Consider the following 13,081-nt stretch of genomic DNA (forward strand, 5'->3'; position numbering starts at 1 on the left):
GCGCGCGCCGCGAGAACATTGCGCTTCGAGCCGGTGCATGGCAGCGCCTGCACGCTGCATCGGCCCAACAGGGAAGCCCAAACGTGTCGCGTCGTGGCTGGATCTTCGCTGGCTTGGCGGTCGCCCTTGGTGGGGGCGCCTATGTCGTGTACAGCTTTGTCGCAAGCGAAGTGCGCAACTCGCACTTGCAGGCACGGCTGATCGGCAGCCTGGGGCAGCGGCTGACATTCGAGATCCAGCCGGGCGCGAGCGACAGCATCCGGTTCCCGCATTCCGGGCCCTATGACGCCCGCATGGGCTACGGCCGCATGCCGCTGTTCGCGCAGCGGCTGGAGCAGCGCGGCTACGTGCCCGCCGAGCAGGCGCGCATGTCGCCCGACATGGTGCGGCTGATCGACGAAGGCCTGTTCACGCCCTACCGCGAGAAGAACCAGGCGGGCCTGCTGCTGCGCGACTGCAACGGGCTGACGCTGGCGTTCGAGCGTTATCCTCAGCGCCAGTACCCGGACTTTGGCACGGTGCCGCCGGTGCTGGTGGGCGCCTTGCTCTATGTCGAGAACCAGGGCCTGCTCAACCCGGAATACCCCAATATGAACCCGGCGCTGGATTGGCGCCGGCTGTCGCGCGCGGTGCTTGACCAGGTGATCCGGCTTGCCGACAAGTCGCATGACGCGCCCGGCGGCAGCACGCTGGCCACGCAGATCGAGAAATACCGGCACTCGCCCGAAGGCCGCACCGCATCGATCCCCGAGAAATTCCGCCAGATGGCGTCGGCGTCGCTGCGTGCCTACCTGGACGGCCCCGACACCCAGCGCGCGCGCGAGCGCATCGTGGTCGACTACCTGAACACGGTGCCGCTGTCGGCGCGCGCCGGCTTCGGTGAGATCAACGGCATCGGCGATGGGCTGTGGGTCTGGTACGGCGAGGACTTCGGCGAGGTCAACCGGCTGCTCAAGGAACTGGACCAGCGCGCGCCCGAGCCGCGCCAGGCGCAGGCCTTCAAGCGCGCGCTGTCGCTGATCATCTCGCAGCGCCGCCCGTCCTACCACCTGCGCCGCGACGACACCAACCTGGATGCGCTGACCGGCAGCTACCTGCGCCTGCTGGCGGCCAACAACGTCATCACCGCCGAGCTGCGCGATGCAGCGCTGGCGCAGCCGCTGGACAAGGCCGCGCCGCCGCAGCGCCCGCCGCAGGAGCCCTTTGTCACGCGCAAGGCCGTCAACCGGGTGCGCGCCGATATCACCCAGCTGACCGGGGTGGAGGGCCGCTACGACATGGACCGGCTCGACCTGACCGTGGACAGCACCGTCAACCGCGAGGCGCAGCGCATCGTCACCGAGACGCTGCAGCGCGTGAACAACAAAGCCGATGCGCGCGCCATGGGCCTGTACGGCCACAACCTGCTGCGCGACCACGACGATCCGTCGAAACTGATGACGAGCTTCACGCTGTACGAGCGCGTGGGCAATGCCAGCGTGGTGCGGATCCAGGCCGACAATATCGACCAGCCCTTCGACATCAACAGCGGCGCGCGCCTGAACCTGGGTTCCACTGCCAAGCTGCGCACGCTGGTGACCTACCTGGAGATCATCAGCGAGCTGCACGCGCGCTACGCCGGCATGACCAGCGCACAGCTGGCCGCGGTGCCGCTGGCGCGCCAGGACGCGCTCAGCCACTGGGCGGTCGATTACTTGCTGAAGGCGCGCAAGCCCGCGGAGCGCGAGCTGATGGCCATGCTCGAGGCCGCCATGGAGCGCAAGTACTCAGGCGGCGCCGGCGAAGCCTTCTACACCGGCGGCGGCCTGCAGAGCTTCACCAACTTCGAGCGTGAGTCGGGCGTGCGCAACCTGACGGTGCGCACGGGATTCCAGCACTCGGTCAACCTGGTGTTCATCCGCATGATGCGCGATATCGTGCGCTACGAGACTTTCCACGCCAGCCCGGATATCGGCGACCTGTTCGAAGACCGCGACGCGCCCGGCCGGCGCGCCTACCTGGAGCGCTTTGCCGACCAGGAGGGCAGCGCCTACATGACGAACTTTTACCAGCGCTACCGCGGCAAGAGTTCTGAGCTGCGCCTGACCACGCTGCTGGGCCGCGTGCGCATGACTACGCCGCACCTGAATGCGGTGCGCATGTCGGTGACGCTGCTGAGCGCGCGGCCGCACCTGGACGAGGACAGCTACATCCGCATCATGCGCGCCCGCCTGGGCGACAAGCAGCTGGCCGGCGAAGACCTGAGCGCGCTGTACCGCAAGTACGGCAAGGACAAGTTCAACCTGAACGACCGGGGCTACCTGTCACGGGTGCATCCGCTGGAGCTGTGGATGGTGGAGTACCTCGACCAGCACCCCGACGCGACCCTGGCAGAGATCCTGAAGGCCAGCACCGCCGAGCGCCAGGAAGTGTACAAATGGCTGTTCCGCACGCGCAGCAAGGCCGGCCAGGACAACCGCATCCGCACGCTGCTGGAGCAAGACGCCTTCACGCGGATTGCGCGGCGCTGGCAGCGGCTGGGCTATCCGTTCGATTCCCTGACACCGTCGTACGGCAGCGCCATCGGTGCCGCGGGCGACCGGCCGGCCGCGCTGGCGGAGCTGGCCGGCATCCTGCTGGCGGGCGGCGTGGTCACGCAGAACACGGCGGTGCGCAGCCTGGCGTTTGCCGACGGCACGCCGTACGCCACGCGCTACGTGCTGCAGCCGGGTCCGGGCAAGCGGGTATTGCCGGCCGAAGTGGCCGAACTGGCGCGGCGCTCGATGCTGGATGTGGTGGAGCGCGGCACCGCCAGGTCGGTCCGCGGCGCCTTCACGGTGCCCGGGCGCGACGGCGCCACGCTGGCGGTGGCGGGCAAGACCGGCACCGGCGACCAGCGCTACCAGGTCTATGGGCCGGGCGGGCGGCTGATTTCGTCGCGCTCGGTGAACCGCTCGGCCACCTTTGTGTTCACGCTGGGCGAGCGCTTCTTCGGCACCGTGGTGGTCAATGTGAGAGAACCCTATGCGGCGCGCTACAGCTTTACCAGCGCGCTGGCGGTGCGGGTCCTGCGGGCGGTCGCGCCGCAGGTGTCGGCGATGGCGCCGGGTGGCGACCGCGCGCTGCTGCGTTGCCATGATGCCGCGCCCGGCCTGCGTACGCCGCGCGTGCCCGCCATGGCCACGCCGGCCGACGCCGTACCTGGCGCCACGCTGGCCCAGGGCCTCCAGGGGCCGGCGCGCAGCGGCACGCCCAATACTGCCGCGGTACCGCAGGCGCCTGCCGCGCCCGAGGTACCGGCGCTGGCCGACGCGCAGGACGCCGCCGGCGTGCGCCGCGCCAGTCAGCCCTTGCGCCGGACCATGCCGTAGATCACCAGCAGCACGATCGCGCCAATCACCGACGCAATCCAGCCGGCCGGCTGGCCCGGCTGGTACCAGCCCATGGCGCGGCCGACGTAGCCGGCAGCCAGCGAGCCCAGCACGCCCAGGACGATGGTCATGATCCAGCCCATCTTGTCGTCGCCGGGTTTGACCGCCCTGGCGATCAGGCCGACGATAAGGCCAACGAACACGGTGCCAATGAATGCCATCATGATGCGCTCTCCCGGTAGTGGTCTGAGTCCATGCCGGCCGCATGGGGCGGCCGGCTGCGCTTCATGATACACGCAGCAGTCTGGTGCGTATGATGCTCAAGTGACAAACGGCGGCGCTGGCGTCAGGCCTGCGCCAGCCGGAACTGGCCGACCGCGTGATGCAGCGCATCGGCCTGGTCTTCCAGCGAGGCGGCGGCGGCCGCGGCTTCTTCCACCAGTGCGGCGTTCTGCTGCGCCATCTGGTCCATCTGCGACACCGCCTGGTTGACCTGCTCGATGCCGCCGGTCTGCTCCTCGGTGGCCGCGCGCATCTCGGCCATCAGGTCGGTCACGCGCTTGACCGCGCCGACGATCTCGTCCATTGCCTTGCCCGCGCTTTCAACCAGCACCGCGCCGTCGTCCACACGCTGCGCCGAGTTGCCGATCAGCGCCTTGATCTCCTTGGCCGCGGTGGCGCTGCGCTGCGCCAGCGTGCGCACCTCGCCGGCCACCACCGCGAAGCCGCGGCCCTGGTCGCCGGCACGCGCCGCTTCCACCGCCGCATTGAGCGCGAGGATGTTGGTCTGGAAGGCAATGCCCTCGATCACGCCGATGATGTCGACCACCTTGCCCGAAGCGTTCTTGATCTCGCCCATGGTGTCCACCACCTGGCTGACAATGGTGCCGCCGCGCACCGCGATGTCCGACGCGCCTTCGGCCAGGTGGCTGGCCTGGCGCGCGTTCTCGGCGCTCTGGCGCACGGTGCTGGTGAGCTGCTCCATGCTGGCGGCGGTTTCCTGCAGCGACGCGGCCTGTTCTTCGCTGCGGCGCGACAGGTCGGCGTTGCCCGCGGCGATCTGCTTGGCCGCGCCCGCGATCGAATCGGCCGAGCCGCGGATGCTGCCGATCGCGCCGGTCAGGCGCGCCTGCATGCGATGCATCGCATAGAGGACGCTGTGCTCGTCGCCGGGGCGCACCTCGACCTGGCTGCCGAGGTCGCCTTCGGCAATGCGCCCGGCGATGTGCGCCGTGGTGGCGGGCTCGCCGCCCAGCTGGCGCTGCAGGCTGGCCGCCACGCGCACCATCACCAGCGACATCAGCAGGCCAACCCCCAGCAGGATGCCGAACGCCTTCATCAGCTCGGCGCGGAACGCCGCCTCGATGTCGTCCAGGTACAGGCCCGCGATGAAGTTCCAGTCCCACGGGCGGAAGTTGGCCACGTAGCTCAGCTTGGGCTGCGGCGCTTCGGCGCCGGGCTTGGGCCACAGGTATTCGACAAAGCCCTTGCCAGGCCCTTTGCCGATCTCGGCGATTTCGCGGAACAGGTAGACGCCGTCGGGGTCCTTGGTGCCTTCCATGGCCTTGCCGTTCATCTCCGGCTTGAACGGGTGCATCAGCACCACGGTGTCCGAGCGCATCAGCGTGAAATAGCCATCGCTGCCGAAGCGCATCGCGCGCACGCGCTCGATGGCCTGATTCCTGGCCTCGTCCTGCGTCAGCTTGCCGGCCTTGGCCAGCGCCTCGTACTCGGCCACCACCGAGAATGCGGTGTCGGTGACGTGGGCCAGGTCCAGGCGCCGCTCTTCCATGCGTAGCGTGCGGATCTGCCACGCGTTCCACAGCGTGATGCCGAGCAGGCAGATCCAGCTCAGCACCAGTGGCAATAACAGCTTCTTCTTCAGGCTCAGGTTGTGCAGCATTGCTTCCACTCCTCCTCATTCCGCGCTCTGCGCGTTTCTTATCGGCGACACGCCGGCGGCGTCATGCATCGGTGACGCCTGTCGCATGCGTGTGGGTCATCGCCTTAACGGCGGAGGAGGCAACTAACTTGACTGGGGTAATTTCACCCCTTCGGGTGATGTGGTTGATTGGCTTACATCGTGCCGTCGTGTTGTGCATTGCACATCTCTTCCAGCGAATCGGATCGCTGACGACATGTGATCCTGTCCCGCTGCTTTACGTTGTAATGCGCTGTAATCCAGCGCCATCCCCGGATCGTTTGCGATTTCAAATGCGAACGATTATCCTTCTCTCTTCCGCTAGTCATTGTGCAGACAATGGCACACCTGAGCGCCATGTGATGCGCACAAGGGGCGCTCCAGCTATCCGTACACAGGGCAAGACCGGGCCGCCACTTGGGCTGCGCCCGCCGACCAACCGCAATGACCGAAACCCAGCCGGCCTCCGGCCAGCAGCGCCGTGCCTTCTGGCTCAAGCATCTCCACCAGTGGCACTGGATCAGTTCCGCGATCTGCCTGATCGGGATGCTGCTGTTTGCCGTCACCGGCTTCACGCTCAACCACGCCGCACAGATCGAGGCCAGGCCCGCGGTCGAGACCCGCCACGCCACCATGCCCACGCGCGTGCTCGACCAGGTGCGAGCCGCAGCGCCGGCGGGCGATGCCCAGGCGCGTGACAAGAAGGCGCCGGTGCCGGCGGTGCTGGCCGACTGGCTGGCGCAGGCGCTGGACATCGACGCCAGCGGGCGCGAGGCCGAATGGTCCGCCGACGAGATCTACGTGGCGCTGCCGCGCCCGGGCGGGGACGCCTGGGTCAGCCTGGAACTCGACAGCGGCGCAGCCCAGTACGAGAAAACCACGCGCGGCGCCATCTCTTACCTGAACGACCTGCACAAGGGCCGCAACACCGGTGCTGCGTGGAGCCTGTTCCTGGATGTGTTCGCGCTGGCGTGCCTGCTCTTCAGCGTGACCGGCCTGTTCCTGCTCAAGCTGCATGCGGCCGGGCGCGTGGCGACCTGGCCGCTGGTGGGGCTGGGGCTGGTGGTCCCGGTGCTGCTCGCGCTCCTGTTTATCCATTGAGTCAACCGTTCCAACCGTTTTCCTTCCTGCATCTCACTGACGAGGTTTCTCCGATATGCGCCGACTGCTCACCGTCACCCTGACCGGCATGGCCGCGGTTCCCCTGGCCGGCCCCGCGCTGGCCGCGGACCTGAACGTCAAGGTCGAAATCCCGCGCCTGACCGTGGCCGAGTACCACCGCCCCTATGTGGCGATGTGGGTCGAGCGGGCCGACCAGAGCCCGGCGCAGACCCTGGCGGTCTGGTACGACGGCAAGCTCAAGGACGGCGAAGGCACCAAGTGGCTCAAGGACATGCGCCAGTGGTGGCGCAAGGCCGGCCGCGACCTGCACATGCCGGCCGACGGCATCTCCGGCGCCACGCGCGCGCCGGGCGAGCACAGCGTGAGCTTCGGCGACGGCAAGGCGCCGCTGGGCAAGCTGCCCGCGGGCAACTACCAGCTGGTGGTGGAAGCCGCGCGTGAAGTGGGCGGGCGCGAACTGCTGCGCGTGCCGTTCACGTGGCCGCCGCAAGCCGCACAGACCGCCCGCGCCAAGGGCGAACACGAACTCGGCGGCGTGACCGTCGAACTGAAGCCGTAATCCTCCCGGAGCCAGACGATGAAACCTTCCCTTATGTCCGCCGCATCGACCCGCATGGCCACCCGCGTGGCAGTGCTCGCCCTGGCCGCCCTGGCCGCCCTGGCGCCGCTGGCCGCGCACGCGCACCGCCAGTGGCTGGGGCCGGCGGCCCCNCTGCCGTCGGCCACCGTGCTGTCCGGCAGCGACCCGTGGGTGACCGTTGACGCCGCTGTCTCCAACGACCTGTTCTACTTCGAGCGCGTGCCGATGCGGCTCGACAACCTGCAGGTGACCGCGCCCGACGGCAGCGCCGTCAAGGCCGAGAACGCGGCCACCGGCAAGTACCGCAGCACCTTCGACCTGCACCTGACCCAGCCCGGCACGTACCGCGTGGCGGTGGTCAACAACGGCCTGTTCGCCAGCTACAAGGTCGACGGCCAGGCCAAGCGCTGGCGCGGCACGGCCGAGAACTTCGCCAAGGAAGTCCCGGCCAATGCGCAGGACCTGCAGGTCACCCAGGCCGAAGGCCGCATCGAATCCTTCGTCACCGCCGGCAAGCCCAGCGACAAGGGCCTGCGCACCGCCGGCCGCGGCCTGGAACTGGCGCCGATTACGCACCCGAACGACCTGGTCGCGGGCGACACCGCCAGCTTCCGCATGCTGCTCGACGGCAAGCCCGCCAGCAACCTGAAGGTCTCGGTGGTGCCGGGCGGCATCCGCTACCGCGACCAGCTGCAGGAGTTCAGCGCCACCACCGACGCCGACGGCAAGTTCAGCGTCAAGTGGCCGGCCGCCGGCATGTACTGGATGGAAGCCGAGGTGAAGGACGACAAGACCACCTTCAAGCAGGCCAGGTCGCGCCGTGCCGTCTATGCGGTGACGGTCGAAGTGCTGCCGCAATAAGCCGGTTGCCGGGTTTGAACCGCGTCCTGGTACCTGTTGCGCTGACCGCGCCCCCGCAGCCGCCCGCAGCCGATACGCGGCTGCAGCGCTGGGGCGGCCAGACCATGGGCACGACCTGGTCGGTGGCGGCGCTGCTGCCGCCGGCCGCGGATGCAGACGCCATCGCCGCCGGCATCCAGGCCGTGCTCGATGGCGTGATCGCGCAGATGAGCAACTGGGAAGGGGATTCTGACCTGAGCCGTTTCAACCGCGCGGCACCCGGCAGCTGGCACGCGCTGCCTGAAGACTGCTTCATGGTGCTGCAATGCGCGCTGCAGGTGGCGCGCGACAGCGGTGGCGCCTATGACCCGAGCGCCGGTCCGCTGGTGGATCTGTGGGGCTTCGGCCCCGCGCCGGCGCGCACCGCGCCGCCGTCGCCAGACGCGGTGCAGGCCGCGCGCAGCCGCTGCGGCTGGGCCCGCATCGAAGTCGATGCCGCGGGCCGGCGCGCCTGGCAGCCAGGCGGCGTGTCGCTGGACTTCTGCGCCATCGCCAAGGGCTTTGCCGTCGACGCAGTAGCGCGCTACCTGTGTGAACAGGGCCTCGACCACCACCTGACGGAGATCGGCGGCGAATTGCGCGGCCATGGCGTCAAGCCCGACGGCATGCCGTGGTGGGTCGCGCTGGAGGCCCCGCCGGGGCTGGGCAGCGATGCCGCGGGGCAGACGCTGGTGGCGCTGCACGGCCTGTCCGTTGCCACTTCCGGCGACTATCGCCGCTTTTTCGACAGTGACGGTCGCCGCTACGCCCATACCATCGATCCGCGCACCGGCTATCCGGCCAGCCACGCGCTGGCCTCGGTCACGGTCATCCATGCGCAGTGCATGCTGGCCGATGCGCACTCCACCGCGCTGACCGTGCTGGGCCCGGAGGCCGGCATGGCGCACGCGCGCCGCCACGGCATTGCCGCGCGCTTCCTGGTGCGCACGCCGGACGGCTTCGACGAACAGCTTTCCCCGGCCTTTGCCGCGATGCTGGCATGAGCGCGAAGGCCAGGCCGTCCGCCATCGCCGGCGCAAGCTGGCTTGCCGTTGCCGGCGGTGTCGCGCTGTCCGTGCTGGGGCCGTCGCGCATGGCCATGGCGGCCGGCGTGGTGGCCGCCTATGCGGGCTTCTGCAGCGCGGTGGTTGCCCACCATCGCCAGCGGCGCGCGCGCGTGGCGGCACTGGCTGGCACGGAAGAGGGCGCGACGCTGATTGCCTATGCCTCGCAGACCGGGTTTGCCGAACAGCTGGCATTGCAGACCGCCAACGCGCTGCAGGGCGCGGGTGTGCCGGTGCAACTGCTGTCGCTGGCCGATGTCGATGCGCGGCGCCTGCAGGGATGCCGCCAGGCGCTGTTCCTGGTCAGCACCACCGGCGAGGGCGACGCCCCCGACAGCGCCTCCGGTTTTGCGCGCCGCTTGCTGGCCGGCGCGGATGGCCTGCAGTCCTTGCGCTACGGCATCCTCGCGCTCGGCGACAGCAGCTATGCGCGCTTCTGCGCCTTCGGCCACGCGCTCGACGGCTGGCTGCAGCGCCACCGCGCGCAGCCGCTCTTTGACCTGGTCGAAGTCGACAACGGCGACGCCGGCGCCCTGCGCCACTGGCAGAACCACCTGTCGGCCCTGAGCGGCGGCGCGGAGATTGCCGACTGGGAACGCCCGCGCTATGACCGCTGGCGGCTCGCGCAACGCCACCATTTGAACCCCGGCAGCCAGGGTGCGCCGGCGTTCCACCTGTCGCTGGCGCCGCTGGTCGATGCGGCAATGGACTGGCAAGCCGGCGACATCGCCGAGATCGGCCCGTGCCACGCGCCGGCCGAGGTTGAACGGCTGCTGGCACGGCTTGGCCTGGACAGCGCCACGCCCGTGCGCTGCGATGGCTACGACAGCACCCTGGTCGAGGCCATGGCCACGCGCATGCCATTGCCCGAACCGCACTTCGCGGCGATGCAGGGCCTGCCGCCACAGCAACTGGTGGACACGCTGCCGCCGCTGCCGCACCGCGAATATTCGATCGCCTCGCTGCCGCAGGACGGGCAACTCGAACTGCTGGTGCGGCAGACCCGCTACGAGGACGGCCGCCTCGGCCTGGCCTCCGGCTGGCTGACCGAACACGCGGCCGTGGGCACCCGAATCGCGCTGCGCATCCGTACCAACCGCAGCTTCCACCCGCCGGCCGATGACCGGCCCCTGATCCTGGTCGGCAACGGCACCGGGCTGGCCGGGCTGCGCGCCCAGCTCAAGGCCCGCGCCGCGGCCGGGCAGCACCGCAACTGGCTGCTGTTCGGCGAGCGCTCGGCACAGCATGACGCGTTCTTTGCCGGGGAACTGGCCGCATGGCAGGCCGACGGCACGCTGCAGCGCGTGGACCGTGCCTGGTCGCGTGACGGCTGCGCGCCGCGCTACGTGCAGGATGCCCTGCGCGCGCAGGGCGATACGGTGCGCCAATGGGTGGCGGGCGGCGCGGCCATCTATGTCTGCGGCAGCCTGCAGGGCATGGCCGGCGGCGTCCATGACGCACTGGCCGAGATCCTCGGCGCAGACGCGCTGCGCCGGCTTGCCGACGACGGCCGCTACCGGCGCGACGTCTACTGAGCGAACCCGCAGCGACACGTGCCGTGCGGAGATCGGCCGCGCGGCTCGCGCGCTGCCTGGGGATGCACTATCTTCGGTGTGAACTGCAAGACATCTGCAGCCAATCACAATACCGAGGAGACCTGATGTTACGCACCCCCCGCCGCCTGGCCGCTGCGCTGGCCCTGCTCGCCACCACCATCCCGGCCGCCATGGCCGAAGCCCCCGCCCGCAACAACGTGCTGGCCGTGCCCGGCCTGGAAAAGCCCGCCAGCGTGCTGGTCGACCGCTGGGGCGTGCCGCATATCTATGCCGGCACGCTCTACGACGCCTTCTTCGTGCAGGGCTTCATGGCCGCACGCGACCGCCTGTGGCAGATCGACCTGTGGCGCAAGCGCGGACTTGGCGAGATGGCAAGGGACTTCGGCCCGGCCTATGCCGATGGCGACCGCATGGCGCGCGCCGTGCTGTTCCGCGGCGACATGTACCGCGAATGGCTGGCCTATGGCTCCGACGCCAAGCGCGTGGCCGAGGCCTTTGTGGCCGGGGTGAACGCCTATGTGGCGCTGACCGAGCAGAAGCCCGAGCTGCTGCCGCCGGAATTCCGCAAGCTCAACTACAAGCCTGCGCGCTGGCGCGCCGACGATATCGTGCGCATCCGCCACCACGGCCTGACGCTCAACTTCACCGGCGAAGTCGAACGCGCCCAGCTCTATTGCCAGGCCAGGCAGGACGCGCCGCGTGCCGACTGGCTGCGCCGCGAACTCGATCCGCAGATCGAGCCCAGGCTCAGTCCCGGCATCGACCCCTGCACGGTTCCCGCCGCCGAACTGCGCCGCGCCTATGAACTGGCCACCGCCGCCGCGCGCTTCCCGAAAGAGGCATGGGGCAATGCGCAGGCCGCCAGCATCCCGCTCGACCAGCTCTACGCACTGGTGGACCCCAACAGCGATACCGGCCGCAGCCTCGGGTCGAACAACTGGGTCATCGGCGGCAAGCGCACCACCACCGGCCGCCCGATCCTGGCCAACGACCCGCACCGTTCGCACGGCGCGCCCAGCCTGCGCTATATCAGTCACCTGAACGCGCCCGGGATGTCGGTGATCGGCGCGGGCGAGCCGTTCCTGCCCGGCATCTCGATCGGGCACAACGGCACCATCGCCTTCGGCCTGACGCGCTTCTACATGGACCAGGAAGACCTGTACGGCTACGAGCTCAATCCGGCCAACCCGCACGAGTACAAGTACAAGGGCCGCTGGGAACCGATGGAGACCATCACCGAAGAGATCGTGGTCAAGGGCGAGTCCGCGCCGCGCAAGGTCGCGATCGACTTCACGCGCCACGGCCCGGTGCTCCACGCCGATGCCGCGCGGGCCTGGGCGCTGCGCGCCGCGTGGCTCGACTACGGCATGGCGCCGTACTTCGGCTCGATGGACTATATGCGCGCGCGCAACTGGGACCAGTTCCGCGCCGCCATGAACCGCTGGGGCGCGCCCGGCGAGAACCAGGTCTATGCCGACACCAGCGGCAATATCGGCTGGATTCCGGGCGGGCTGACCGTCAAGCGGCCCAACTGGGATGGCCTGACGCCGGTGGCGGGCGATGGCCGCTACGAGTGGGCCGGCTACCGCAACATGGACGAGCTGCCGTGGGCCTATAACCCCGCGCCCGGCTACATCGTCACCGCCAACGAGAACAACATCCCGCCCGAGCACCCGGCCGCGAAACTTGGCGTGGGCTACGAATGGAGCGACAGCTCGCGCGCGCGCCGGCTCAAGGCCGTGGTGGGCGCCAATGCGCGCAGCTCGGTGCAGGACTCGATGGCGTGGCAGAACGACACCGTGTCGCTGCCCGCCCAGCGCGTGGTGGCGCTGCTGAAGGACGGGCGCAGCGACGACCCGCAACTGGCCCGCGGCTTGGACCTGCTGCGCGGCTGGGACGGCAACGAGCGTGCCGACAGCGCCGCAGCGGCATTGTTCGAAGTCTGGTTCAGCAAACACCTGCGCCAGGCCGTGGTGCGCGCCGCGCTGACGCCCGAAGCCGCACGCCTGGTCGGTGCCGGCGATGCCGCGCGCGTGGTGGCGGTGCTGGAGCAGCCCGGTCCGTGGATGCCGGTGGAGCGCCGCAATGCGGTGATGCTCGAATCGCTGAAGGCCGCCATGGCCGAAGCGGAAGGCAAGCTCGGCCCCGACCCGCGCGCATGGCAATGGGGCAAGCTCCACACCGCCGTGTTCACGCATCCGATGGACCCGATCCTGAGCGACGCGGAACGCCAGCAGTTCAACGTCAACGCCGGCCCGATCGGCGGCTCGGCCTTCACGCCGATGAACACCAGCTACCGCAATACCGACTTCCGGCTGACCGCGGGCGCATCGTTCCGCATGGTGCTGGATGTGGGCAACTGGGATGCCTCGCGCGTGGTCAATACGCCGGGGCAGTCAGGGAATCCGGCCAGCCCGCATTACCGGGACCTGGCGCCGTTGTGGGCGAAGGGGGAGTATTTCCCGCTGGTGTATACGCGCAAGGCGGTGGAGAAGGCTAGCCGGGAACGGTTGGAGTTGGTGCCGCAGTGAGGGTGGGGAACTCGTGCGTTTGAAGTAGCCATGTAGCCTGGCACACGCACCCCCCCCCCCCCCCCCCCCGGGGGGGGG

General features: G+C 69.4%; 9 protein-coding genes. 7 read left to right on the plus strand and 2 right to left on the minus strand.

From position 1 onward, the window contains the following. Positions 1–83: 83 nt before the first annotated feature. The gene (locus CF68_RS04890) at positions 84–3,350 is read left to right on the plus strand and encodes a transglycosylase domain-containing protein (RefSeq protein ID WP_035816428.1); all 3,267 of its coding nucleotides are present in this window, start codon (positions 84–86) and stop codon (positions 3,348–3,350) included. Here CF68_RS04890 and CF68_RS04895 read toward each other — a convergent pair. Together CF68_RS04895 and CF68_RS04900 are read right to left on the minus strand one after the other, a co-directional pair. Next, entirely contained in the window at positions 3,323–3,574 is a 252-nt protein-coding gene (locus CF68_RS04895) for a GlsB/YeaQ/YmgE family stress response membrane protein (RefSeq protein ID WP_035816430.1), read from the minus strand. The genes CF68_RS04890 and CF68_RS04895 overlap by 28 nt on opposite strands. Positions 3,575–3,696: 122 nt before the next feature. Beyond that, positions 3,697–5,253 carry a methyl-accepting chemotaxis protein gene (locus CF68_RS04900; protein WP_035816432.1) on the minus strand — a complete coding sequence of 519 codons (1,557 nt, stop codon included), beginning with the start codon at positions 5,251–5,253 and terminating at the stop codon, positions 3,697–3,699. A gap of 462 nt (positions 5,254–5,715) precedes the next feature. Here CF68_RS04900 and CF68_RS04905 point away from each other — a divergent pair, with 462 nt between their 5' ends. From CF68_RS04905 to CF68_RS04930, 6 genes are all read left to right on the plus strand, one after another. Beyond that, on the plus strand, positions 5,716–6,372 hold the full coding sequence (locus tag CF68_RS04905) for a PepSY-associated TM helix domain-containing protein (protein WP_035816433.1): 657 nt from the start codon (positions 5,716–5,718) through the stop codon (positions 6,370–6,372). 55 nt (positions 6,373–6,427) lie between these two features. Continuing rightward, a complete protein-coding gene (locus CF68_RS04910; RefSeq protein WP_035816434.1) occupies positions 6,428–6,952 on the plus strand; it encodes a DUF2271 domain-containing protein in 525 nt (174 codons plus the stop codon). Between the two features lie 18 nt (positions 6,953–6,970). Next, positions 6,971–7,834, plus strand: a complete 864-nt coding sequence (locus CF68_RS04915; protein WP_035816435.1) for a DUF4198 domain-containing protein — start codon at positions 6,971–6,973, stop codon at positions 7,832–7,834. Positions 7,835–7,848: 14 nt separating this feature from the next. Next, a complete protein-coding gene (locus tag CF68_RS04920; protein WP_369798850.1) occupies positions 7,849–8,856 on the plus strand; it encodes an FAD:protein FMN transferase in 1,008 nt (335 codons plus the stop codon). Continuing rightward, a complete protein-coding gene (locus tag CF68_RS04925) occupies positions 8,853–10,451 on the plus strand; it encodes a sulfite reductase flavoprotein subunit alpha (protein WP_035816438.1) in 1,599 nt (532 codons plus the stop codon). Before CF68_RS04920 ends, CF68_RS04925 begins: the two co-directional genes overlap by 4 nt. A 125-nt stretch (positions 10,452–10,576) precedes the next feature. Then, positions 10,577–13,003: a penicillin acylase family protein gene (locus CF68_RS04930; protein WP_035816439.1), complete on the plus strand. Its 2,427-nt coding sequence runs from the start codon at positions 10,577–10,579 to the stop codon at positions 13,001–13,003. The last annotated feature ends 78 nt before the right edge of the window (positions 13,004–13,081 follow it).

This window comes from Cupriavidus sp. SK-4 (genome assembly GCF_000611125.1).
GTDB lineage: Bacteria > Pseudomonadota > Gammaproteobacteria > Burkholderiales > Burkholderiaceae > Cupriavidus > Cupriavidus necator.